Source organism: Lascolabacillus massiliensis, assembly GCF_001282625.1.
Taxonomy (GTDB): domain Bacteria; phylum Bacteroidota; class Bacteroidia; order Bacteroidales; family Dysgonomonadaceae; genus Proteiniphilum; species Proteiniphilum massiliensis.
Genome location: NZ_CTEJ01000001.1, coordinates 979414 through 1005655 on the forward strand (window position 1 = coordinate 979414; position 26242 = coordinate 1005655).

General features: G+C 36.9%; 23 protein-coding genes and 1 other RNA gene. 8 read left to right on the forward strand and 16 right to left on the reverse strand.

Translation table 11 applies throughout. From position 1 onward, the window contains the following. Nucleotides 1-15 precede the first annotated feature (15 nt). Nucleotides 16-2178, forward strand: a complete 2163-nt coding sequence (locus BN1354_RS03970) for a hypothetical protein (RefSeq protein WP_053826282.1) — start codon at nt 16-18, stop codon at nt 2176-2178. 88 nt (nt 2179-2266) lie between these two features. Further along, nucleotides 2267-2716: a helix-turn-helix domain-containing protein gene (locus BN1354_RS03975; RefSeq protein ID WP_053826283.1), complete on the forward strand. Its 450-nt coding sequence runs from the start codon at nt 2267-2269 to the stop codon at nt 2714-2716. 136 nt (nt 2717-2852) lie between these two features. Here the strand turns inward: BN1354_RS03975 and BN1354_RS03980 are convergent, their stop codons facing one another. The 11 genes from BN1354_RS03980 to BN1354_RS04030 all read right to left on the reverse strand — a co-directional run bounded on the left by BN1354_RS03980 (nt 2853) and on the right by BN1354_RS04030 (nt 14221). Next, on the reverse strand, nt 2853-4556 hold the full coding sequence (locus BN1354_RS03980; protein WP_053826284.1) for a tetratricopeptide repeat protein: 1704 nt from the start codon (nt 4554-4556) through the stop codon (nt 2853-2855). A gap of 243 nt (nt 4557-4799) precedes the next feature. Further along, nucleotides 4800-5918 carry a 4-phosphoerythronate dehydrogenase PdxB gene (pdxB, locus tag BN1354_RS03985; RefSeq protein WP_053826285.1) on the reverse strand — a complete coding sequence of 373 codons (1119 nt, stop codon included), beginning with the start codon at nt 5916-5918 and terminating at the stop codon, nt 4800-4802. After that, a complete protein-coding gene (gene gltA / locus BN1354_RS03990; protein ID WP_045089607.1) occupies nt 5915-7378 on the reverse strand; it encodes an NADPH-dependent glutamate synthase in 1464 nt (487 codons plus the stop codon). Before gltA ends, pdxB begins: the two co-directional genes overlap by 4 nt. 23 nt (nt 7379-7401) lie before the next feature. Then, nucleotides 7402-8184 (reverse strand): sulfide/dihydroorotate dehydrogenase-like FAD/NAD-binding protein, encoded by a 783-nt coding sequence (locus BN1354_RS03995; RefSeq protein WP_053826286.1) that lies wholly within the window; start codon nt 8182-8184, stop codon nt 7402-7404. 10 nt (nt 8185-8194) lie between these two features. Next, nucleotides 8195-8587, reverse strand: coding sequence for an A1S_2505 family phage non-structural protein (locus BN1354_RS04000; protein WP_045089605.1), 393 nt, complete (start codon nt 8585-8587; stop codon nt 8195-8197). Further along, nucleotides 8584-9957 carry a DUF1080 domain-containing protein gene (locus BN1354_RS04005; RefSeq protein ID WP_045089604.1) on the reverse strand — a complete coding sequence of 458 codons (1374 nt, stop codon included), beginning with the start codon at nt 9955-9957 and terminating at the stop codon, nt 8584-8586. Before BN1354_RS04005 ends, BN1354_RS04000 begins: the two co-directional genes overlap by 4 nt. A gap of 44 nt (nt 9958-10001) precedes the next feature. Beyond that, nucleotides 10002-11000 (reverse strand): porin, encoded by a 999-nt coding sequence (locus BN1354_RS04010; protein ID WP_154904820.1) that lies wholly within the window; start codon nt 10998-11000, stop codon nt 10002-10004. Between the two features lie 43 nt (nt 11001-11043). Continuing rightward, nucleotides 11044-11595: a methylated-DNA--[protein]-cysteine S-methyltransferase gene (locus tag BN1354_RS04015; protein WP_045089602.1), complete on the reverse strand. Its 552-nt coding sequence runs from the start codon at nt 11593-11595 to the stop codon at nt 11044-11046. Nucleotides 11596-11633: 38 nt separating this feature from the next. Continuing rightward, on the reverse strand, nt 11634-12671 hold the full coding sequence (locus tag BN1354_RS04020; protein WP_053826288.1) for an FAD:protein FMN transferase: 1038 nt from the start codon (nt 12669-12671) through the stop codon (nt 11634-11636). Between the two features lie 52 nt (nt 12672-12723). Further along, nucleotides 12724-13677: a glycosyltransferase family 2 protein gene (locus tag BN1354_RS04025; RefSeq protein WP_045089600.1), complete on the reverse strand. Its 954-nt coding sequence runs from the start codon at nt 13675-13677 to the stop codon at nt 12724-12726. Nucleotides 13678-13696: 19 nt separating this feature from the next. Beyond that, entirely contained in the window at nt 13697-14221 is a 525-nt protein-coding gene (locus BN1354_RS04030; protein WP_045089599.1) for a DUF4199 domain-containing protein, read from the reverse strand. Nucleotides 14222-14329: 108 nt separating this feature from the next. On the opposite strand from BN1354_RS04030, the gene BN1354_RS04035 reads away from it, so the two are divergent. The 4 genes from BN1354_RS04035 to ssrA all read left to right on the forward strand — a co-directional run bounded on the left by BN1354_RS04035 (nt 14330) and on the right by ssrA (nt 17599). Next, entirely contained in the window at nt 14330-15052 is a 723-nt protein-coding gene (locus BN1354_RS04035) for a glycosyltransferase (protein WP_231623066.1), read from the forward strand. A gap of 7 nt (nt 15053-15059) precedes the next feature. Then, nucleotides 15060-16094 (forward strand): glycosyltransferase family A protein, encoded by a 1035-nt coding sequence (locus BN1354_RS04040; protein ID WP_053826290.1) that lies wholly within the window; start codon nt 15060-15062, stop codon nt 16092-16094. A gap of 1 nt (nt 16095) precedes the next feature. After that, entirely contained in the window at nt 16096-17124 is a 1029-nt protein-coding gene (locus tag BN1354_RS04045; RefSeq protein WP_045089597.1) for a hypothetical protein, read from the forward strand. A 75-nt stretch (nt 17125-17199) separates the two neighbouring features. Beyond that, nucleotides 17200-17599: a transfer-messenger RNA gene (ssrA, locus tag BN1354_RS11815) on the forward strand. A 149-nt stretch (nt 17600-17748) separates the two neighbouring features. Here ssrA and BN1354_RS04050 read toward each other — a convergent pair. From BN1354_RS04050 to BN1354_RS04065, 4 genes are all read right to left on the reverse strand, one after another. Next, nucleotides 17749-18213: a hypothetical protein gene (locus tag BN1354_RS04050; RefSeq protein WP_154904821.1), complete on the reverse strand. Its 465-nt coding sequence runs from the start codon at nt 18211-18213 to the stop codon at nt 17749-17751. Nucleotides 18214-18244: 31 nt separating this feature from the next. Then, on the reverse strand, nt 18245-18658 hold the full coding sequence (locus BN1354_RS04055; RefSeq protein WP_045089595.1) for a hypothetical protein: 414 nt from the start codon (nt 18656-18658) through the stop codon (nt 18245-18247). Between the two features lie 75 nt (nt 18659-18733). Then, nucleotides 18734-19279, reverse strand: a complete 546-nt coding sequence (locus BN1354_RS04060; protein WP_045089594.1) for an RNA polymerase sigma factor — start codon at nt 19277-19279, stop codon at nt 18734-18736. 52 nt (nt 19280-19331) lie between these two features. Beyond that, nucleotides 19332-20411, reverse strand: a complete 1080-nt coding sequence (locus tag BN1354_RS04065) for a tetratricopeptide repeat protein (protein WP_082331531.1) — start codon at nt 20409-20411, stop codon at nt 19332-19334. A 226-nt stretch (nt 20412-20637) separates the two neighbouring features. On the opposite strand from BN1354_RS04065, the gene BN1354_RS04070 reads away from it, so the two are divergent. Both BN1354_RS04070 and BN1354_RS04075 read left to right on the forward strand, forming a co-directional pair. Further along, complete coding sequence (locus tag BN1354_RS04070) at nt 20638-22308, forward strand: putative transporter (RefSeq protein ID WP_053826293.1); 1671 nt, start codon at nt 20638-20640, stop codon at nt 22306-22308. A gap of 161 nt (nt 22309-22469) precedes the next feature. Further along, nucleotides 22470-25148: a 4-alpha-glucanotransferase gene (locus BN1354_RS04075; RefSeq protein WP_053826294.1), complete on the forward strand. Its 2679-nt coding sequence runs from the start codon at nt 22470-22472 to the stop codon at nt 25146-25148. 79 nt (nt 25149-25227) lie between these two features. On the opposite strand, the gene BN1354_RS04080 is transcribed toward BN1354_RS04075, so the two are convergent. Further along, nucleotides 25228-26220: a class II fructose-bisphosphate aldolase gene (locus BN1354_RS04080; protein ID WP_045089590.1), complete on the reverse strand. Its 993-nt coding sequence runs from the start codon at nt 26218-26220 to the stop codon at nt 25228-25230. Nucleotides 26221-26242: the final 22 nt, after the last annotated feature.

Below are 26242 nucleotides of genomic sequence, written 5' to 3' on the forward strand. Positions count from 1 at the left end.
AAAAACAATAAAGCTATGAGTAAAATTATAAAAGCCATATCATTAATTTGCTTGATTATCATTGCAGGCTGCTCGCAGGATGTAATTATAACTCCTGATCAACAGATACAGGAGGGCGAGGAGATAGCTGTGAGTTTTAACACTATAATTCCGGAATTCAAAACTGTTGTCACTCGTGCTAATGGTGGTGTAAATGATATGTATGTGCTTGTTTTCGATGAAAATGGGAACTACATTGCAAGAAGACAGGCCACGTTGAGTAATCAAACAGAAACAGGTGGAACTTTTATAGTACAACTTCCATCAAGTAGCAATAGTAGAATTGTTCACTTCATATCAAATTACGATTGGAGTGGATTTAACGATATTGCAGGGTTGAATGAAGCAACTGTTGTTGCATTACTTAGTACTTCTAACACCACATTCTGGTCCAGAGTAGAACTTGAGAATGGTATTTCTTCAACTAGCTTCAGTGGCTTAACAGTGAGCCTGCTACGCAATCAGGCAAAGATAAGTGTAGTAAATGAAGCTGATGAGTTAACATTTAATGGATTTACAATTCACAATAAACCATCAAAAGGTTCCGTGGCTCAGTATAGTTCAACTACCGGTTTTGAAGAAGGTGTGATAACTGAACCTTTGGATATGACCTTAATTCCTGCACAATCATCAGATATTTCAACAGATGAAAAGTATCTATTCGAGCGTAAAAATGCTTATGCTACTGATATAACCACTGTAATTGTAAGAGGAAACTATAATGGACAGCAATACTACTATAAAATCGACTTAATAGATTTAGAAAAGAATAGGTATGATATTGAGCGTAATTATCACTATATAGTAAAAATTAAGACCGTAACCAGAGCTGGATATACATCGTTTAATGATGCTCTCGAAGGTGCTTCACACAATAATACAGCACTTGACCCAATTATTGAAAAGTACCCAATCATATCAGATGGGATTAGTAAGCTCGAGGTTGAAAAAACATTGGTAATTCTTACTAAACCCAATCAACAATTCAGTGTATGGGCTAAGTATTTTCCTGAAATTAGTAATACTACATTTAATAACAGTGGAGTATCGGTTACATTGCAATCTGGTAATACTTCAATAGTAGGAGGTTCACTTAATTTTAATCCCACAACTGGAAATATTACTGCAACAGGATTGAGTCAGATACCTGAGGAACCCGGTAATGCACGTATTGTAGTGACTAAAGGAGATCTTGCAAGAACAATTAGAGTTGTTTTACGAAATCCATTCTCTTTTGACCCTATTACAATTAATGATCAGAATCCAGGATTAGTTCCTGATGGTCAGAGCATGGGAGTGGCCCTAAAATTTAATATTCCTGAAGATTTTCCAGACGACTTATTTCCATTACCTATAAGAATTTACACGAATGGACTATATCCTGCATCAACCGGATTGGAGATGGTGGTTGAAGGTAGTCAGATTCACTACATATATAGAGCAACACAGAGAGGAATACAGACAATTAATTTCAAAACTAATAAGTCTGGTAATGCAGAAACAGTTGCTATTAAAGCCGATTATTTTGCTGATGGATCTATAGCATATAACTCATTTGTTGCTTTTAGAGGAAATATCAGCTATGGTAACAATGTTAATGTACCAAACAATGCAACTGTATCAGCAAGCATCGGATCATTAACAATTCCTTCTACTGGCACATATAGTTATGCTCCACCGTCCAGTTATAATCTCAATACATCGGTAAACCTAGAATATGAAAATCAAGTTGCTTGGAACACTAATAGTAATATCAGACAATCATTTCATGAATATTATAGAACAACAACAACAATTGGACACATGTATGATAATGGTGATCTGAATTTAGTAATAGATAGATTCATTGTCACCGGAAGAATACGATACACTACAAGTACAAATAATAATTATAATAATCTTCAAAATGTTCCAAATTATGCTACACTTACAGTTACAGGAACGGCTGGCGCTACTGGAGTAATGATAGACACTCAATGTTATCAGCTAAATATCCCTGGAACAGCAGCAGATAGTGCAACCATTATAGTGACATATAGGACCAATAATACTGATTATTACGTAAATACTACTGTAGGTGCATTACGAAGCAATCAATATATGCAATTAAGAAGTAATGGTGGTAGGGTACAGAACTAAACTAAAAAATAAATAACTACTAAAAACATTATAATCAAGTCCGGAAATAAATATGATATGAAGGATAAAAAAGAAGAGGTGAAAAAATATGAAAGAAACAACTAAGGCATCATCGGTTTATGCAAATATTTCGTCTTGTACACTTAGTTTTGTGGATGGTAAGAAGGTGAACATTTCGGGAGGTGGAAAAAAGAGCCTTATAGTAAGTGTTTTACTAAACGAGTCTGACTTCATTTCACTAAATGAAGCTGTAATGAAACACTATAAGAGTGCTGAAACATTACCGGAGTTTGCCAAATTATGTGGGTACTCTTGTGCAAAAACATTTTCAAGACATTTTATCAAACACTTTAACGAGACTCCCAAGCAATGGGTTTTAAACATGAAGCAGGAGGAAATGATAATGTTGCTTAAAGAGACTACTTACTCTTATGAACGTATCAGTTCTATGTTAAGGTTTAAAAACCTGTCACACTTTAATAACTTCTGCAAGAAAAGAACCGGTTTAACGCCTAAGGAAATAAGAGGTTCGGTTTGAATCTCTTAAAATGTCTCACAAGTAGTGAGGCAGTGACGTGGGAAAGTGGATCGTGCTGATTCACTTTCCTTTTTGTATATATAAATAAAAAAAGTGGACCAATTTGGCCCACTTTTTTATTAGATATCTTATCCTGTTATTTTAGCAATGACATAAATTCATTGTTTGTACGATATTTAGCAAATTCAAGATCATTAAGAGCTTGTGCAACCATTGTTCTGTCGCGACCGATAGCAGTGCGCAGGTTAGAAACAACATCATTAAAGTTGTTTGTTCTTGAAGCAATTACTGCTAACAGATATGCTGTAGTTGCATCAGGTTTTTCTACTGACTCTAATGTTTGTTTAGCTTTGTTGTAATCTGATACTAAAAGCTGAGCTAAAGCAGCATTGTTTGTTTTATTGTTACCGTAAGCGCTAACTGACTGGTTGTAGTTGCCCTGTAAAAGATTTAAAAGACCCATTGCTTCGTCAAGAGATGCAGCACCAGCAGATCTTCCAAGTAGTTCATTAGCTGTACTTAAATCATTTTTCAAGATTGCTAAAAGAGCTTTGTTCATGTTTACTTCAGGTGCGTTTGGATTTACTTGTGCTGCACGGTTAAATGCCTGTTCAGCTTTTGCATAATCGCCCTGTTTGAAATACATTGTACCAATGTTGTTCCAACCTCTGTAGTCATTTGTAAAGTTGGCAGTTACGTATTGATAAACAGCTTCTTTAACGCTCTCTTCATCTGTAAGTGTTGAAGCATAAAGCAGTTCATCAACTGATAGTTCTTTAGGATTGTTTTTCCAGGCAGTCATGATTTCTTCGTCAGACTTACCAATAATTTCGATGTTTGCAATGATACGTGAACGACGTAATTGTGGAAGAATAGTTTCTGCAAGATCCTCAAATACATAAGAGATATTCTTGATTTCTCTTTCACGTGTCTCAGAATCTGGATACATTTCTAATACACGAAGGATAAGTTGTTTATCCTGAAGGTTTGAAGATTCAACCAATTGACGGAAACCCTCCCAGTCTTCAGCTGTATAATGTGCAAACACTTCAGTATCGATATTACGTCTTTTCAGTTCTGATTCCAGATAGTTTGAAGTGTTCTTTTCACGCTGTGCTGCAAGACGCTCATTTAGAGATAAGCCTCCATCAGGAGAAGCATAAGCTGAAACTTCTACATTAACGTTCTGTTTTGGATCATTAAAAGCTTCTTCAACACGTTTTTTCCAAGCAGCCAGATCGCTTTTATTTAGTTCAGACTGACGAAGATTTGCCTGTTCAATAAGGAACATGATATTTGCTTCCTGAGCTTCCTGTATAATTCTTTGGAATCCGTCAGGTGCAACAGAAGGAGTTGTATTTGTAACACTTGCAAGTGCTGAAGTTGCTATTACACCGTCAGCTACCTTAAGGTCAGGTAGTGCAGAGCGTTTGTTTTTAATTCTTCCGTCAAATCTTAGATACAGTTCTGAAGAACGCATTGCATCTTCAAAAGGAAATGTGGAATTCATTGTAAAATTACCACCTCTGCTCTGACTGATTGTTACTCTGTTGCCTGAAATATTGTCTCCCTGGAAGCTGTAAGGTGTACCTACAATTTCCTGGTTGTTGCCATATTTAAGAACCGGAGTAATTGTAACAATCGCATTCTTGTTAAACCATTTTTCGGGGAAAGTTCCGCTAATGGTTACAGGAATTTGATTTCCTACAGTTTCTAGTGGGGTAGGAGTTACATTGAAATTGTTCTGTGATAGCGGCTTTAATTTGCTGCTGCACGAAGTAGCAAGAATTGCTACACTAATCACCACAAATAGTGATAAAAAACGAGAGATCTTTTTCATGTTGAGAAAATTATAATTATTCAATAAATTAATACGCTAAAAAGAAGGTTGTTTCATTGATTTATACAGATAGACAAATTTACCTTTTTTAGTCTGATTTACAAAAAAACAATCTTATGATATTTACTATTTTCAATTAAATATATAAGCTTTATAATATTAAATGATAGATAATTCATACTGCAGAATTACCTATCAATAATAGTTAGTTTTAAAATATAAATTTAGAGAAATAATTACTGTCTAAATTATATTGAACCCTAAATCTTTGAGTGTTTGATGAACTGAATTATGAGAATTAATAACAGTAAATGCATGATATTCTCTTCGGAGTGGATAATTCGACCTGAACCAATAGAATTTCTCCTGGGATGTTTTTAAAAGTTCAGTTTCGCGCATGGGATTATAACTGTGCCAAACAGCATGTGCCAACTGATCTTCAGGTGCTATTCCTTTTAGATCAATTACCGGTTCTTTAGGTTCCGGAATAGGTTGATAAACTGGCGTTATATCTAAACCGAAGTGATCTTTTAAATTATCAATACTCATTTTTGTTGCTGTCCATTTACCATCAGCTGAGTAGCCTGCTATATGCGGTGTTGCAATTTCAGCCATACTTAATAATTCAGCATCAATCTCAGGCTCATTCTCCCAGCAATCAAGCACAACACCGCTTATATTACCATTGTTCAGAGCTTTTTTCAATGATTGATTACTTGTAACAGCTCCACGAGCAGCATTTATGATAAAAGGTTTACGCTCAAGAAAATTTAAAAAAGAGTTGTCGACCAGATGGAATGTTTTATGTTCACCTACTTTAGTCAATGGGGTATGAAAAGTGATTATATCTGCTTCCAGCTGAATAGTTCTGATATTAACAAATTCTGTTTCGCTATTACTGCCCTCAGCTTTTTCTCTTGGAGGGTCATTAAGCAGAACATTCATTCCTAATTTTCGGCATGCAACTGCAACTTTGCTACCAACATTACCAACCCCAACAATGCCTATAGTTTTTTCCTTGAGATTGAAATTATATTTCCTGGCTAAAAACAGTAATGATGCTGTTATATATTGCTCCACTGACGAAGCGTTGCACCCTGGTGCTGTACGCCATGCTATGCCATGTGAATCGCAATATTCAGTATCTATATGATCATAACCTATTGTAGCCGAACAAATAAGCTTTACACTGCTTCCATGCAGGATATCATAACCGAAGTGAGTAACAGTTCTCACTATCAAGGCATCCTTCAACTTGATAGCATCACGGGTAAATTGATTTCCCGGGAGGTATTCAACTTCACCAAATTGTTCTGCCACTCCCTTTAGAAATGGTATATGTGAATCAGCTAATATTTTCATTTACTCAAATGTTCATGCATCGATTTTGCAGCTCTTCTTCCATCACCCATTGCCAAGATAACCGTTGCACCACCACGTACAATATCGCCACCTGCAAATATAAAATCATCGGCAGTCTGCATTGTATCATTATTAACTACAATAGTTCCCCATGAGGTTATCTCTAAGCCTGAGAATGATTGTGGAATAAGTGGGTTAGGGGATACACCCACACTAACAATTACTTCGTCAACCTCCATCCATTCAGTGGCTCCTTCAACCGGTACAGGGCGACGTCGTCCTGATTGATCAGGCTCACCTAGTTCCATTCTCTGAAGCAGCATCTTTTGCACGCGACCTCTTTCATCTCCTTCATATCTGAGTGGATTGTGTAATGTGTAAAACTCAATGCCTTCCTCCTTAGCATGTTTTATCTCTTCAATACGAGCAGGCATTTCAACTTCCGACCTGCGGTATACAATTACAGCCCTCTCAGCTCCCAGTCGGCGAGCAGTACGCACAGCATCCATTGCAGTATTTCCACCGCCTATAACAGCAACTTTCTTGCCTTTGTAAACGGGAGTGTCACTATCAGGATCACCTGCATCCATAAGGTTCACTCTGGTTAGATATTCATTACAAGACATTATCCCTATAAGATTCTCTCCCGGAATATTCATAAAATTAGGCAAACCAGCACCACTTCCCACGAATATACCTTTGAAGCCGGCCTCTTTCAGATCTTCCTGAGAGATAGTTTTTCCTACAATACAATTGGTCTCAAATTTAACACCCATTTTTTTCAGGCCATCAATCTCAACATCAACTATATCGTTTGGAAGTCTGAACTCCGGAATTCCATATCTTAAGACCCCACCAAGCTCATGAAGGGCTTCAAAAACAGTTACATCATAACCAAGTTTTACCATATCGCCTGCAAAAGCAAGTCCGGCTGGACCAGATCCAATTGCAGCAACCTTAATTCCATTTGAGGGGGCAATTTCAGGTATTGAAATATTGCCACTATTACGTTCGAAATCTGCAGCAAAACGTTCTAAATGACCAATTGCTACAGGTTCTTTCTTTAATTTTTGAGTGTAAAAGCAGCTGTTTTCACATTGACGTTCCTGTGGACAAACTCTTCCGCAAACTGCTGGTAAAGCACTTGTTTCCTTTAATGTTTTAGCAGCTTCCAGAAATTCACCTCGTTCTATGTTCTTTATAAATTTTGGTATATTTATCTCCACAGGGCAGCCCGAAATACATGTTGGATCAACACAATCCAGACACCTGTGAGATTCTTTTACAGCCATCTCTTCAGTTAGTCCCAAGTTAACCTCATCATAATTATGACTCCTTATATCCGGGTCCACTTCAGGCATTACTACTCTTGGAATTGCAATTCGATCTTTATTTTTCATCGATTTACGCAACTCTTCACGCCATGCAACAGCCCGTTCTGCTTTTAAATACTCGCTCATATATTGATAGATAGTTTGTTTTATTAATTGTATGCTTTAAGTCTCATCAGCATCTCATCAAAATCAACTTTGTGTGCATCAAATTCCGGTCCGTCGATGCATACAAATTTTGTTTCACCTCCCACGGTAACTCTGCAGGCACCACACATACCAGTACCGTCCACCATGATAGTATTCAGAGAGGCAACTGTCGGCACATCATATTTCTCCGTCAGTTTAGAAACAAATTTCATCATAATAGCAGGACCTATTGTTACGCACAGATCCACTTTTTCTCTCTTGATTACATTTTCTACTCCATCAGTAATCAAACCTTTTTCGCCATAAGAACCGTCATCAGTCATTATTACCACTTCATCAGAGTACTGACGAACCTGTTCTTCTAGAATAACCAACTCTTTTGTGCGGGCTGCAAGAACAGATATTACCCTGTTGTCGGCTTTTTTCATTGCTTCAATGATAGGAAGCATAGGAGCAACTCCAACACCACCACCTGCACAAACAACTGTTCCAAAGTTCTCTATATGTGTGGCCTTACCTAATGGCCCCACCATATCAGTTATATATTCTCCCGGCTCAAGACTACACAGCTTTTCTGACGATTTGCCTACTCTTTGTACCACAAGTGTGATAGTACCCTTCTTTATATCAGCAGAGGCAATAGTGTATGGAACTCTTTCTCCTTTTTTACCAACTCTCACAATTACAAAGTGTCCTGCTTTCCTGCTTTTCGCGATAAGAGGTGCTTCAACCTCAAATTTTACTACTCTTTCTGAAAGGTACTCTTTAGCTACAATTTTATTCATTACTATATTATCATTTCTTATTGATGATTTCCCAAAAACTTTCCGGAAGAAAGATATTTGAAATATTAACAGCTTCCGAGAAAAGTGGAGCAATCTCTTTATCATGAAACCCTGCAATGCCACATCCCACGCGGGTAACTAAAAATGTTAGCTTCGGGTTTGATTTTGCAAATTCAATAAACTTATCCACATATGGTTTTATTTCATCAACTCCGCCATGCATAGTGGGAATTCCGTATGAGCTGCCCTGCAAGCCGGCTCCCTGTCCCCATACAGCGCCAAATTTCTCGTAAGCTGTTTCAGCAGCTCCACCCCCATGAATTCCTTCCAGATTACTTCCAAATACAAAAATCTCGTTCTCTTCCAGATCGGAAATAAATGAGGGTGTTACTCTATTATTCATATTGTCATATTTGGTTTATACATATCTTCAGCAGTAATACCGCACTCTTCTTTCATGCGAATACAGTATTCAAGCTTCCCAAAATCACCATCACCGTTGTTGGTACCGAAAGTAAATTTCAGTCCCGCTTCCTTTGCCTTAAGTATAAATGCCTTATTAGGTATTTCATACCTGTTATTTATTTCAAGAACTTTGTCTGTTTCCACCAAAGCTTTAATTACCTTATCCATTCTTTCTTCTGTCCAGAATTCATCATATCTGTCATTCATTACATCAGGAAGAAAATTTGGATTGACATACACATCCATTGGTTCCTGCATTACATCTACAATCTTCTGTACAATCAGATCCATATATTCCTGTTCGTTTTCAATATAAACCTCTTCAGGAATCCATAGACGAGTACGTCTTCCTTTTGTATCAGTAAATGTTAAAGCATCAGTAAAAACATAATCAAATTTTTCTCTTACTTCAGCAGAAAATGTTTGTGGCCATTCACGACCTTCACCCTGCATTGCCTGAATGAATGGTTGTCCCTCCATCTCTTTAATATATTCAATAACCTCCTCATCATTAGTAATTGGGAAACCTATTCCGCAATTAGGTGCTAATGCGTAGTTAATACCATATTTACGAGACTGTTTAGCTGCTTCGTCTGCAGTAATTCCTTTAAGATGAACATGGTAGTCAAGCACTGGGAAATTATCCTGATGAAGTTTAATGATATGATCAGTTGTTTCATCGATAGCAAGCAGCTGCTGCTGAGCAATGTCCGGATTAGTTTTTAAAGGAGTCACCTCAATCGACTCAATCTCTATTGTACCTTCACTGCTTTGAATAGCAAATTTACCGCTTGATAGCAGTTTAGATGAATGTTCAGCTGTACGATAAGGAGCAGTTGGTTCGATATACTCAACAACCGGATTTCCATTAACCGATATAGTAATTGCTTTGCCTTCAACTTGAATATCCATATCAAACCACTCATCTGTTTTTACTGTTGATTTAGCTAAGTTTCTTACAGAAAGCAAGCTGCCTGTTTTTGTCCACCATTCAGCACTTTCAAGATCGTTGTTTAATGCAACTCTGTATCCATCTGCTGCATTATCTGTATGAAAAGCAATAAATCCTTTTCCATTACCTACAGTACGTGCTTTTACCTTTAGGATAAAGTCACTGTAATTACCTTTTTTCAATACTAAAGCAGCGCCATTATTAACTGTAATGATGCCATTTTCTACTGCCACATTGCCTTGTGTTTCCCACTGATCTGTATTCTCACCGTTAAACAGTGATTTAGGTGAATTGTCTCCGGTACAGGAGTAAATTCCCATTAAAAGAATGCTTAGAAATAATACTACCTTATTCATATTTATAAATTTAAAATTAAAGGACATTCTTACAGAGTATGATATTAGAATGTAAATAATAATTCCACAGTAAGCTTATCTGCATCCATCTGAGGATTTTTACTAAAGATCGACATGCTATTATTTATAAAGTACCACTCATAATCCAGTCTGATTATTGATGAAAACCTTTCTTCCTTGAAGCCAAAGCCGATTCCTGCTGTCAATCTGTTAGTATCAAAACCTTTCTCATCAAGCTGCTCATCTATAGCATCCCATCTTACTGCAGGAAGTACATAGTCGAAGAATTTGCTTTTGATTGGGAAACGGTAGGCACTCTGCACATAATAAGAAAGCATATCGCTATAAAGATCAGTTTTGCTGTCTTTCTTCATTATTTCAGTTTCCACTTTAAAGTTATTAATCTCATATCTGAGATCGGCACCATAAAACAGGACGTGTGTTGAGTCATTGTTCTGATAATCATAAGCCTTGGCAGTAAACCTTAAACCCTTCATGCTACCTAACTCGATGCGACCACCAGTAGACAAATTCTGTTTCCATACAGGATCATTAATTGCATTACCGTTATATACACCAAATTCCAGTCCCGCAGGAACAACTCCCACGTTAAATTTATACTTAGCCAGAATTCCTAAATCACGTGTACTGATAAAATATTTTCCAAGAAAAGCACGGTTAGCAAACATCATATCGGAAGGACTCACAACATAAGAGTTATATAATGGTATACTTGTCTGTCCCATAGTAAAAGAGAGTCCTTTAACAGGAGTAATTGTTCCACTAAGGTCAAGTACCTTAAATTTACCTTCATCACTAAGCTCCACCTGTGCTCTGTATGATGAAAAAGAATTTATATCTCCCTTTACTCCTAAACGAGTATTTCGTATAGAAAAACGAGACATATTACTTTCAGGAGCATATTCATATTTGTTTTTTAATGTTCCATCTATCTTAAAACTAGGGTAGGTGACCGTGTTTTGTGCGATCATCGTAGTAGTAATTAAAAACCCAAAAATCAATAGTAGTAGGTTTGTTCTCATATATTTATTTATTTGAAAATATTTCAGATAACTTCTGTCATAATTATATAGTTGATTCATGCTTAAGTATTTTCTTTTTAATATCCAATCCCCAGTAATATCCACCAAGAGTGCCATCAGAGCGAATAATCCTGTGACAAGGAATTAAAAAAGTAACAGGGTTTTGTCCAATAGCTGATGCAACAGCACGTACAGCTTTTGGTCTGCCTATTTTTTCTGCTATATGCATATAACTGCAGGTTTCACCAACTTTAGTATTCAACAGCTCATCCCACACATTCAGTTGAAATTCAGTTCCCTTCAGATGGAAAGTAATTTCAGTAGTTGCATTTGGATTTGAAACCTGTGTAACTGCATCTTTGATCATCTGATTTTTCTGCTTAACTAAAACAGCATTCAGAAATCTCTTTTTCAGCTCTTCAAGCATCTCAGGCTCATCTCCTATGCCCAAGTAGCATATACCTTTATCAGTTGCAGCAACAAAAATATGCCCGTAGATTGAGTCAAAAGAATCATATCTAATTGTCAGATTCTTCTCATCATCAACCGTTATTGGAATTATTTTGTATCTGCTTTGTCTTTCTTGATTGCTCATAATCCTGATACTATTTTAGTTAGTAATTTAGGCCCTGTTTATCTGTTATTTGCAAAAAACTGCTCAAAACCCTCTGAATGTTTAACCGCAAACGATCCGTCAGTCTCATTATCATAAATAAAATAGTAATGCAGACCCGGAACTATTTTAGCCACTTCAATTGATTTATCAATACCCATTGCCATAAAAGCAGTTGCATATGCATCAGCAGTCATACAGTCATCAGCAATAACAGTTGCACTCAATATATCAGTTTCGGAGGGATATCCTGTATGCGGATCAATTGTATGAGTATATTTTTTACCATCCTTTACATAAAAATTCCTATAGTTACCAGAAGTAGCAAGTGATTTATCACAAAGCGATAAGACAGTCTGAAGCTCATGCTGAACTAAAATAAAATCATTAGGTTTATCCACACCTATTCTCCAGCAATTGTTCTTTTCATTAACCCCTTTGGCACTTATCTCACCACCAATTTCTACCATGTAGTTCTCAATTCCAAAACTCTCAAGTAGGTCTGCAACCACATCGCATGAGTAACCTTTGGCAATTGCCGATGTATTTAACTCCACACGAGGATCAGCTTTCACCACCTTCCCATTTTCAATTTTTATCTTCTCATAACCGACAAACTCCTCCAGACTGTCAATTATTTCAGGAGTAACATTATCCATATTCTGGAAACCAAACCCCCATGCATTTATTAGAGGAGAAACAGTAATATCGAAATACCCGTTAGTGTTTTGCGAAATCTCCATCGATTTATAGAAAACCTTTATAAAAAAGGAGTCGAGCTCAACCTCTTCATTGTTGTTTACCTTCGTTATTATTGAGTTATCTTTAAAAGGATTTAACGAGAGATCAAATCTGTCGAGTTCTGATTTAATTTCTTCACTCAGCGACCTGGAATACTCATATTTTATACTATATCCGGTAGTAAATATCTCACCATGCTCCTGAAAATACTGTAGGTTTTCATTTTTCTTACTGTCTGAATTACAGGCAGTAAAAGCAGAAATTAAAAAAAGAGACAGTAATATTTGGAGACTCTTGTTTGAGTATTTTGAAGTCATGTTTTTAGTGTTACAAGTTTTCTTAATATGTTTACAGCAGATACTTCCTTAGCTAATCAATATTCTCTTCAATCCTGTAATGATTTCTTTCAGGAGAATTTCTCGAGATAAGTTCCCCGAGGAAACCTGCAAGGAAGAGCAGTGTACCAAGAATCATCATTGTGAGAGATATATAAAAGTATGGCGACTCAGTAACCAGGCGATAGGGGTTGCCATGATTCATATCATAAATCTTGATTACGCCAACAGCAATAGTTGCAATAAATCCAATAATGAACATAACAGTGCCCCAAAGGCCAAAAAAGTGCATCGGTTTTTTACCAAACTTATTTAAAAACCAGAGCGTTATAAGATCGAGATAACCATTTAAGAATCTGCGTGATCCAAATTTGCTTTTACCATATTTGCGTGGACTGTGTACCACTTCTTTTTCTCCAATTTTTGTATATCCTGCATATTTTGCCAATACAGGAATATATCGATGCATATCGTTATAGATCTCAATACTCTTAGCCAGAGATTTACGGTAAGCCTTCAATCCACAATTGAAGTCGTGCAGCTTAATCCCCGATACCTTTCGGGCAGTTGCATTAAAAAGTTTGGAAGGTAAATTCTTTGTCAGCTTATTATCATACCTTTTTCGCTTCCAGCCGGAAACCAGGTCATATTTCTCCTCCTTAATCATTCTGTAAAGCTCTGGGATCTCTTCGGGACTATCCTGGAGGTCAGCATCCATTGTTATCAGAACGTCGCCCTGTGCCTTCTGAAAAGCACAATGCAAAGCAGGAGATTTACCATAATTACGTCTGAATTTTATTGCCTTAACATGTTCAGAAGAGCTCTTCAGACTTTTGATAATATCCCACGAACCATCGGTGCTTCCGTCATCAACAAATATTATTTCGTATGAAAAACCGTTGTCCTCCATAACCTGTTTAATCCGGTTGTGCAGTTCGGATAGCGACTCTTCCTCATTATACAATGGTATTACAACTGATATATCCATTTCTATCTCTATAAATAAACTATAATTCTTGTTTAGGCTTATATTTTCTTGCAACTGGCACTAAAACAAGCGAAAGTAATAAACCTATAAAAACATCAGCCATTATAACGTTATTAAATACGTATGAGAATGTGCTTGGCAGTGGTTGCTTCATCATCTGAGCAGTCAATGCCTGGCTCAGTTTCAATGATTGTGCAATTTCAATCAGGTTGCTGTATAAATTTGAAATAAAAGCAGGATCCAGCCATTTTACATGTATAAATACGATCACTGCCTCAAAAATAGATGCAAAAAAGAAAAGTATAATCGAAAATTGTATACCATGCCAGAAAGACATTTTATTTTCTACTAACCCTGAATTATATCTAACAAGAAAATAAAATAAAATTATTGGTGTTCCTATACTCAGCAGGTTATTCAGATAGCTTAATATAACCATATCCCTACCTAAAATAACCAGCAGATATTTTAATACCCAAAATAATCCAAGGGTGAAAGCAGCATTTGTAGCGTAATTAAAAAGATGATTTTTATTCTCTTCCATTGATTTTTATTTAACATACAAAAGTAATCAAAAATATACAAATTATTACCTCCATTTCGTCACATTAAAAAAATATGTACCTTTGCGAGTTGTTTAATAGTATTAATTGTGAGGACCACACCTTTACACATTGTTATTCCGGTGAAAAACTCTCCGGAATCGACAAGTCTGACTATAGAAGCTGTTATAAATTCAAAATCTGAAATAGACTTTGAACTAACGGTTTATGATGATTTTAGTGAAAAAGAAACGGCAGATATGCTTGATAAACTGGCTTCGAAGTATAACTTCAAAGTTGTCCATTTATCGGAAGTAACTGCCAACCCGTCGCCTAACTACCGTCTTGTTCTGCAGATGGCACAAACAAAGGCAGTTAGCAGTGGAGCACATATTGTAATAGTTGAGTCGGATGTTACTGTAAATGAAGATACGATAATCAAACTTTATAATAGTGTAAATAATCTTGATAATCCAGGATTAATTGCGGCTGTAACTACTGATGAGAAGGATATAATAAACTATCCATATCTGTTTGCAGCTGATTTAAATTTAGGTGTCACATCTGTAAAAAAACATTTGAGCTTTTGCTGCACTCTTTTATCAAACGCTTTTCTGAGTTCTTATGATTTTAATAAACTAAATCCTGAGAAATCGTGGTATGATGTTTTTATAAGCCATAAAGCCATAGAGTTGGGATTCTTCAACTATTTGGACACAACCTGCAGGGTTATTCACCAACCGCACTCAAGCAGGCCCTGGAAGAAGCTTAAATACAGAAACCCGTTTCTCTACTATTTCAGGAAGCTATTTAAAGGTTTGGATAAAATATAATATTAGTATGAATCAAAAATTAGTAAGCATAATTATACCTGCTTATAATTCTGAAAAATATATCGAAGAATCGATAAAATCAGCTTTATCTACCAAATATTCAAATTTTGAAATTGTAATTGTAAATGATGGTTCAACTGACAACACTCAGTCAATCATCAACAAAATGGTATCTGAGAATTCTGTAATCAGAAGCTATTATCAAAAAAATGCAGGTGCTTCAGCAGCTAGAAATCACGCTATAAGTAAAGCAAAAGGTGAGTACATATTGCCTTTGGACTCAGATAACTGTATTTCTCCCGACTATGTAGGTGAAGCAGTTAAAGTTTTAGATAATAACCATAATGTTAAACTTGTAAGCTGTGAAGCCAGGTTTATAGGAGAAAAAAGCGGAAAATGGGAATTTAAACCTTTCAGTATTAATAAACTATGCAGGAGAAATCTAATTGATAACTGCGCTATGTATAGAAAGATCGACTGGGAGAAGGTTGGTGGCTACTGTAACGAAATTTTGGGTCGTGAGGACTGGGATTTCTGGCTATCACTTTTCGAAACAGGGGGAGAATTTGTAAGACTCCCTATAGTAGGCCTTTACTATCGTGTAAGATCAAATTCTAAAAGAGTTCAGACACGTCATCTGCACAAAAATATAATAGATGCTTTAAATGCTCGTCATAAACCATTATTCTACAAGGAGCTGAATGGGAAATTATATTATCAGCGCACCTACTCAAGTGTGATAAACAGGATAATAAATTGGTTCAAACCGGAAAATGTGCATGTACAAAAGAACGCGCTTGATTATGAGAAGTATGTTTATGCGGCGAATGAACCTGAAACAGTTAAGGACTTCATAAAGGTGCCTCGTCAGAAGATACATTATATCCGTTATGAAGAAAAACGTTTTCATCTACCTGGAACAAAGATTAAACAATCAAAGGCAATGAAAATGTTCGAACCCGATAATCAGACACATATAGGCTATTACGAAGAGCAGACATCACTCTTTAAGTTAAAGAGTTATCTAGTATTACGAGGATGATATGAAAAAAATCGCACTTATCGAGTTTAATACGTTTCACACAGAATGTCTCTATTCACAAATATTATTTCTACAGGAAGCAGGTTATCAAGTTACACTAATTTGTAATAATAGAGTCAGGGATATAATCTCCGACTTCAATCTGAATACAGACACTCACTATTTTGATTTTAGTAAGTTCTCATCATTAATTCGAGCAAGGTCTTTATTAATCAGGCAAAAGATCGATAGGGCAGTTCTCAATACAGCTCAGGGTAATATCCCTCTCAAGTTCATGATGCTGCCATTCCCCCGAAAGATCCGTTTCTTTGGGGTAATTCACAACACGGGTAAACTGGAATCAAGTTTTGGACAGAAGCTTATATCCCGTAAAATAAGATCATATTTTGTACTATCAAGATATCAATATCTGCATACATTAGGCAGATACAAATATTCTTTTAGCTATTTCAATCCATCATTCTTTTCGGATTATAATTTAGATAACCTGACTGAATTAAAGGACGATAAGTTATGGGTTGCAATTCCCGGAGCTCTGGAATATAAAAGAAGAGATTACAATTTTCTCTTTGATTTTCTAAAGGAGTATAATGATGATAAACTGAACTTCATCCTGCTTGGAAATAGCAGTAAAAATGAAGGTCCCGATATCATAAATAAAATAAAGAAGTATAAGTTAGAACGCAACTTCACATATTTTGATAAGTTCATTCCCAACAGTATTTTTCATAGCTATTTAAGAAAAGCTGATTGTCTGCTTCCCTTAATACATCCTGAAACAGAAGGAGCTGACAGTTACACGAAAAATAAAATATCAGGAATGTTCCCACTATCATTAACCTACAATGTCTCTCTATTGTGTCATGAAATTTTCCGAGGAATAGAGGGCTTTGATTATCCGGCACTGTTTTATAATGATAAAAACGAACTGGGTAATATTCTCAAAAAGAGCCTTGAAGTTGAACATACTTTTAAGCTTTCATTTGAAGAAGAAAAGAACAGATTTATCCAATTTATAGAGAGAACTTAGTATAGATTTGGAAAAATTAAACCAATTGTTTAATTTTGTGTCATACGAATATAAAGAAGAGTTCTTTATATTAATGGGGTTGACCGGTTTTGACAGCGAGTAGAAGAGGTTTGTAAGCATGCAGTGCGTTGTCGGTTTGCACTTTAATCTCAAACGGCAAAGCTTTAACTGGCAATAATAATTACGCTCTTGCTGCGTAACCGAAGTACAGTAGGTTAACGCTTAATTCTGCCACCAGGTGGCGGAACAAGACATCACCCGGATGCTGTGGCTTCGAAGCGATCCGATACGGTGGTGCAGGTAAATCGGAGATAGGTTAGGAGAGGCTTCGGCTCCTCACCGAAATTAAGAAGATAAGGATTGAGTTTGGTGGCTTCAATCGCGCTCTTTCCCGACAATTAAAATGAAGCTAAGCATGTAGAAAGCAGATTGCTTCCTCGTTTGGACGAGGGTTCGAATCCCTCCAGCTCCACAATTAACAGACAGTTTATGCATAATTTTGCTATTGACTGTTTTTTTCGTATCATCAGATAGGCTTCTCATAATTATTTAAATAATAAAACACGGAGTTTGTATTATCAAATTCCGTGTTTTTCCTATAATAATATTACAAATCTGTAATACCTATCTTCTTCTATTTGCCTGTCCGCTTCTGAAGTTACTTACCTCCCTCTGCATAAACTCTCTTTCGGCCTGTTGTGCTCTGTATAGTTTCTCGGGAGACAGCACTTTCTCAAACTTTTCAGCATACTCCTTATCAAGTGCAGCTTCCTGTAGTTTAACTTCCATATCATCCTCAAGAAGTTTTCTGTATTCTGAATCTGACAGATTGCTGTTGTCTTTTATCTTCTGTACTTTGTCTCTATGAAGAATGCGTAAATCAAATTTCTTTTTAGTTAACTCACTGTTCAAAGGGAAATACTTTTCAGCTTCTGAATTAGTAAGACCAGCCTGAGTTTTTATAAACTCCATTTTTCTTTTCTCATAGTCTTCAATATTCATTCTTCTGCTCCTGTTTTGTGCCGTAAGGGTAGATGTGAACATTGATAGTAGGAGAGTAAACAATAATAAAGTTGTAAATCTTCTCATTTTAAGTTACTTTTAAAAGATATCTGATGTTTTAGTTCAAATAAAAATGATTATACATATAATCAAAGTAGACCTCATCCACAAGCTGATCTTCGAGGTATTGATAAAACTCCTCCTCGCTGATTTGTACAGTCGACCAATAATTTTCAGTTCCTTTGGAGCTTGTTGACAGCTGTTCAGAGACTAGTGCCTGAGGCTCACTGCCAATATTATCGCCCCTTGAAATTAGAAAATTTATCGTTACATACATTCCGATAAACATTGCTGCTAGATATACCCAAGGCTTAACTTTTTCCCATAGTGGAACAGTTTTGGGTGCAAAAAACTCCTTTTCAGGAAGCCTATTCATTATTTCCTCATTGAACTGAGCAAAATAATTATCAGGGACTTTAAAGGGATTATTGCTCTTATCTATTTCTTCTAACTTGTTAAATTTGGTTTTCATACCTTCATTATTTGCACCATTCTAATGTGTTGACGATATGTCTACAATGCGTAGACGATAAGTTGACATAAAGGTTTAAAGAGGTTCCTCTAAATATTTTTCAACCTTTCTGACAGCATGATGATAGGATGCTTTAAGAGCACCAACAGAGGTGCCAAGGATCTCAGACATATCATCATATTTCATCTCCTCAAAATATTTCATCTGAAATACAAGTCGCTGCTTTTCTGGCAACGTCAGGATAGCTTTCTGCAGCTTCAATTGTGCTTCGTCACCATCAAAATATGTATCACTCTCAAGCGTATGGATAAGGAAAGAATCATCCTCATCTAAAGAAATATTGTTTTGAGTTCGTTTTTTGTTAATAAAAGTAATACTCTCATTAATTGCAATACGGTATAGCCAGGTCGACAATTTTGATTCCCCTCTGAAATTATCAAGATTAGTCCACACCTTAATAAACACATCTTGTAATACATCATTAGCATCATCGTGAGAAAGAACCATTTTCCTTATTTGCCAATACAATCTTTCGCTATATTCCGAAACGAGCTTTGCAAAACCATTGCGAACAGTTTGCGGATTGCGTAATTCTTTAAGTAATTGTTCCTCGTCGATCATTTCTGTGGAATTGGGTTTCAAGACAAAGGTAATTTATTTTATATTAACTTTATCAGTTATCGTCACCATTTTCAAACCACATTACAAAATTTATGGCTGATTCAGGGTTTTGTTCCCACCATTCAAAAGATTCAGGAAAATAGGACACACTGATATAACGTGTAAAAGCATCGTAATAGCTTGAGTGAGCTATATGAGAGAAGAAAGGAATATAGAATGTCCAGAAGATACCTTCACGCGGCCCAACGCTTTCTCTATCAAGAACTTTCATAATCTCCATGTTCACGGTTTTGAAAGTTGTAAATTCATTAACCTCTTCTCCAGAATTTATTAATGAGTCTAAAGAATTAGTAATAGCCTCGTAAACATAACTTCTGTTCAGTCCATTTTCAACACTCAATGGTGGAGTATTATCTGTTGGCTCAGTTGCACTGCGTCTGCTCATCTGCTGTTGAATGAAAGATCTCTCTACCGGTTCTTCAGACTTTTTAATACACATCAACTGCAGCATTTCATCAAAAGCATTCTTCGAACGTCTTGTATCCGGTTCCAGGAGCAGAAACATCTGAAAAGATAATATACTCTGCACCCATAATCCTTTATCGCTAAGCGCATATGCATATAAAAGGAAAGCACCGCTGTGCGACTTATCAAGGTCTATTGCTTTCTTTACAAACTGAAGTGTTTTATCAATATCACCTGTTTTGAAGAAGTTAATTGCCAAATTAAAATTCAGAAGATAGTCATCCCCAAATCTTTCTAATCCCTCGTGAAGAATCTCAATTGCTTTGTCAACACTGTCCATCTCTGCCAGTGCCTCACTTTTCACCGCGTAAGCACCAATGGCGAGAGCTTCGTTATCTGAGTTTATAACATCTGTACTATATATAGAAGCGTTTTCAAAATCTTTCAATGCAAGGTAAGATAAAGACATCTCATAAACTGCATTTATAAGAGTAGAATCCAGTTCAAGCGCTTCGTTGTATCTTTCTATAGCCTCCTCATATTCACCCTCATCATGCAAACTAACACCTTCTTCTATAAGCTCCTGAGCATTATTTGTCTGACCGTGCAATCCAACTGTTGAGATAGTAACTAAAAGTGAGATTAATAGTATTAATTTCTTCATCATAATATTTTTTGACCAGATAAAAGTAAAACAAAAAATGCAATTTGATATTCTTATTGCTTTTAAATAGCCCTATTTGTAACAAAAGTAAACAAATAAGAGCAGCTCTGTAATGGTTTTTTACTTTTTTTTTCGAGATGATAAATTGAGTGCACCTTTTTTGCAAGTACATAAATAAGAATTACCTTTGCACCGTTTTTCAGAAACATTAATATTAGGTTATTTATAAATGGATTGGTTAATACAACTTCTCACCGGATCAAGCGTCGCACATTCAATTTTAACACTGGCTTTAGTCATATCAGCCGGGCTTTTATTAGGAAAGATTAAAGTTTTTGGTATCTCACTCGGAATCACATGGATTCTATTCTGTGGAATTTTTCTTGGTCATCTTGGATTCGATATCGATCATAATGTACTTCACTTTATGAAAGAGTTCGGATTGATACTTTTTATATATTCTATAGGTATGCAGGTGGGACCAAGTTTCTTTTCATCATTCAAAAAAGGTGGAATTACTCTAAACTTGCTTGCTTCAGGAGTTGTATTGCTGGGAGTTATAACCGCATATATTATTCACCTGGTAACCAATACTCCAATTGCGACTATGGTAGGGGTGCTTTCAGGTGCTGTAACTAATACACCGGGTCTTGGTGCTGCTCAGCAAACATACACCGATATCACCGGTGCTTCAGATCCAACAATTGCCACTGCATATGCTGTTGCCTACCCACTGGGAGTTGTAGGTATCATCCTAACACTGGTACTATTCAGATATATCTTCAAGATAAATAAGGAAAATGAGAATTTATTGCTCGAAGAGGATGATGAATCAAAAAAAGCAGAAGCGCAGATGTTCTCTTTACAGGTAAAGAATCCTTCAATATTTGGTAAGGATATAAAGTTTATAAAATCACTTATCGAGAAGGAGTTTGTAATTTCGAGAGTGCTGCATACAAATTCAGGTGTCCTGGAGGTTCCTCAAACAAATACTGTATTAAATGAGAATGACAAGGTTCTGGTAGTTACCAATCTTAATAATATCGAGATTATTGAGACATTGATTGGGAAACAACTTGATATGAACAGGGAGGAGTGGAATAAACTCGACTCACAGCTTGTTTCAAGAAGAATTGCTATTACTAAATCAGAAATTAACGGACGCTCACTGGGTGATCTGAAACTAAGAAACAACTATGGTGTAAATATAACCAGAGTAAACCGTGCAGGGGTTGATCTTATTGCGGATACCCGACTGAAGCTGCAGATGGGCGACCGTGTCACAGTTGTTGGATCTGAGGACGCTATTGCAAGCGTTGAAAAGTATATGGGTAATTCTATGAGACGTTTAAGAGAGCCTAACCTGATCTCAATCTTCATTGGTATCGCGCTTGGTGTTCTTATAGGAAGTATTCCAATCATGTTCCCGGGTATACCGCAGCCGGTGAAACTTGGACTTGCAGGTGGTCCACTTATCATTGCTATTCTTATCAGTAAATTTGGTCCCAAATTTAAACTTGTTACTTATACTACCATGAGTGCAAACCTGATGCTCAGAGAGATAGGTATTGCTCTGTTCCTCGCGTGTGTGGGATTGGAAGCGGGTGGCAGTTTCGTTGAGACTATTATAAGCGGTGGATACAAATGGATTGGTTATGGTGTTATAATTACTGTTATACCAATTCTTACAATGGGAATTATCGGACGTAAGGTTTGCAAGCTGAATTATTATACGCTGATGGGACTTATAGCGGGTAGTATGACCGACCCTCCGGCTCTTTCTTTTGCAAATACACTTGCCGGAAATGATGTTCCTGCAGTAGGCTACGCCACAGTATATCCGTTGACGATGTTCCTGAGGGTAATCACTGCACAGTTAATGATTCTGATTTTCCTCTGATAATGGGAACTGTATCATCGCAATCGTTTGCATATATTTCACAACAGAAGTTGCTTAAGTACACTTTGTTAGTAAATAAATCATTGTAGTTTTGTTCCTGGTAAATAGTAACCCTGCAACTGGTTTCTATTGAGACAAGATTAACTTATAAGAGAATCTATATGACTGTGTTAACTTTCCAAATTGATTATCACACAACGTGGGGACAACAAGTATGCCTGTCAGGTTCTTTACCTGAACTGGGACAATTTGACGAATCAAAAGCTTTGGTTTTATCAAATGATGGTGATAGTTGGTATGCAGAAATCGAGGTTGAAGATACAGAGAATATTCAATATTATTACCTGATCCGTCAGGGTGCAGGAGTAATAAGAAGAGAGTGGGGCAGTAAACGAAAACTTTACATATCGCCCGATAAAAAGCAATATATTATTAATGATCTTTGGAAGGATATTCCTTTCCATTCATATCTATACTCATCGGTTTTCACAAAAAGTATATTCAGACATGATAAAGCTAATATGCCAACTGAATACTACTCCAGCTCTATACTGCTAAATGTAATCTGTCCTTTCGTAAATAAAGAGCAAAAACTTTGTATAGCAGGTGATTGTGAAGAACTGGGTAACTGGGATACGGTAAAGGCAAAACAACTTGTTTGTGTAGGTGATGGCGAATGGCAGATACTGCTTGATGCTGATAAGTTGCCTCTGCAAACATTCTATAAGTTTCTGATAATTGACAAGATAAGTGGCGATGTTATAAAATGGGAAGATGGTGATAACCGTCTGCTCGATGCTTCAAAAGCAAAAGAACTGGAAACAGTTTATGCAGAGATGGCTCTGCAGTTTCATCATAACAGCTTCACATATAAAGGTGTTGGAACCTCAATCCCTCTCTTTTCAATAAAAACAGAAGATAGTTTTGGAATAGGAGACTTTACCGACCTTAAAAAGATGATAGATTGGGCTGCTGTGACCGGTCAGCAGCTTATTCAGCTACTGCCGGTTAATGATACAACCACAACAAAAACATGGCGCGACTCTTATCCCTATAGTGTTATCTCTATATACGCACTTCATCCAATCTACTTAGGCTGCAAAGAACAAAAACTAAAAGATAAGAAGAAATACATCTCATATCTGGATAAAGCTGAGAAACTGAACACGCTGCCTGAAATTGATTACGAAAAAGTATTGCAGCTGAAATATGAATATAGTCGCGACCTCTATCTGCAGAATGGTGAAGAGGTACTTGCATCGAAGGAGTACAAAGAGTTCTTTGAAAAAAACAGCAGCTGGCTGTTTCCATATTCATGCTATTGCTATTTGAGAGACAAAAACAGAAAAGCAAACTTCAGGGAGTGGGGCGATTTCAATAAATATGATGAAGTAAAACTGAAACGGATGATCGAAGAATCTCCTGAAGTGAGAGGTGAGATCAACTATTTCTATTTCGTTCAGTATCTCCTTCACAAACAATTCTCAGAAGTAAGTAGCTATGCCCACCACAAAGGCATTACACTAAAAGGAGATATACCAATTGGAATAGATCGCGACAGTGTAGATGCATGGAGCTCGCCACATCTCTTTAATATGGATACGCAGACGGGAGCGCCACCTGATGATTTCTCATACTTTGGTCAGAACTGGGGATTCCCTACATATAACTGGAAAGCAATGGAAGAGGATCATTACAAGTGGTGGAAGAGTCGCTTTACAAAGATGGCCGACTATTTCGATGCATACAGAATTGATCATATTCTGGGCTTCTTCCGTATCTGGGAGATACCACTGGATGCGGTTCAGGGACTTCTTGGACATTTTAATCCAGCACTTCCTTACTGGTCAGAAGAGATCAGCAGGGCCGGCATACCATTTGATGAAGAGAGAATGGTTAATCCATTCATTCATGAAGATTACCTAAAAGATATATTTGGTGACTATACAGAGGAGGTAAAGGGCAAATATCTCGATGTAATCAGCTGGCAAAGATACAGGCTTAAACCATTCTGCAATACACAGAGAAAAATAGCGCTACACTTTGATAATAAGAAGAGTAAGAAAGATGTTACTATTTGCGAAGGGTTATTATCTCTATGCGCAGAAGTGCTATTCGTACGTGATCCAAATGAATATAACAGGTTTCATCCAAGAATAACAGCACAGTATACCCATTCGTACCGATACCTGGATGATCATGTTAAAGCAGCATTTAACAAGATGTATGATGATTTCTTTTTCAATCGGCACAACTACTTCTGGCGCGATCAGGCCATGAAAAAGCTGCCTCCATTGATCTCATCAACAAAAATGATGGTATGCGGTGAAGATTTGGGAATGGTGCCCGATTGCGTTCCTTCCGCCATGTATGAGCTGAGTATACTTAGCCTCGAGATCGAAAGAATGCCGAAGAGTTCAAACTACAAGTTCACTGATCTCGACAACCTCCCATACCTATCCGTATGCACAACATCAACGCACGACATGTCGCCCATACGATTATGGTGGACAGAAAACAGAAACATTACACAGCAATACTATAACGAAGTATTAAAATATGAAGGCGAAGCACCCGAAGAGTGTAGTCCCCAGCTATGTAAACAAATAATAGAACGACACCTCAGATCTGCCGCTATGTGGGTAATACTGCCATGGCAAGACTGGTTGTCGATCGATAATAAACTCCGTAATAAAGATATTGAGTCGGAACGCATCAACGTTCCGGCAAATTCAGAGCACTACTGGAATTACAGGATGCACATACCTATGGAGCAGCTGTTAAGCGAAACTGAGTTAAACAACAAAATAAAGAAAATGTGTGGTAGTGTGAGTGTGTAGTTCCTGAATTACTTTTTTCAGGAACAAAAAAAGCTGTCTGATTATTCAGACAGCTTTTTACTTTTTTATTGTTTAGTGATTACGCTTTACCGGCGCTTCCTAATACATTTATAGTTTTGTGCATATAAAGTTTCTTCAGCTCTTCACGTGCAGGACCTAAGTATTTACGTGGGTCAAATTCTGCAGGATCTTTAGCAAATACTTCACGAACAGCAGCAGTCATAGCAAGACGACCATCTGAGTCGATATTGATTTTGCAAACAGCAGAACTTGCAGCTCTACGCAGCCACTCTTCAGGAATACCGATAGAGTCTTTCAGTTTACCACCATACTTGTTGATTGTTTCAACATATTGCTGTGGAACAGAAGAAGAACCGTGAAGTACGATTGGGAAACCTGGGATACGTTTTTCAATCTCTTCAAGAATATCAAAACGGATTGTTGGTGGAACCAATACGCCGTTTTCGTCACGTGTGCACTGTTCTGGAGTGAATTTGTAAGCACCATGAGAAGTACCTATAGAGATAGCCAGTGAATCAACACCTGTACGAGTAACGAAGTCTACAACTTCATCAGGTTCAGTATAAGTGTGGTGCTCAGCCTGTACATCATCTTCAACACCTGCAAGAACGCCTAATTCGCCTTCAACAGTTACATCATGTGCATGTGCATATTCAACAACTTTTTTAGTCAATGCAACGTTTTCCTCGTATGGAAGATGAGAACCATCGATCATAACAGAAGAGAATCCGCTGTCGATACAGCTCTTGCATAGTTCAAAGCTGTCGCCATGGTCAAGGTGAAGAACAATAGGAATTTCATAACCAAGTTCCTTTGCATATTCAACAGCTCCCTGAGCCATATATCTTAAAAGTGTCTGGTTAGCATATTTACGTGCACCACTTGACACCTGCATTATTACAGGAGATTTTGTTTCAACACAAGCAGAAACAATAGCCTGTAATTGTTCCAAATTATTGAAATTGAAAGCTGGGATAGCATAGCCACCTTCGATTGCTTTCTTAAATAACTCTTTTGAGTTTACTAAACCCAGTTCTTTGTAACTTACCATCTTCTTAATTATTTTAATTTAC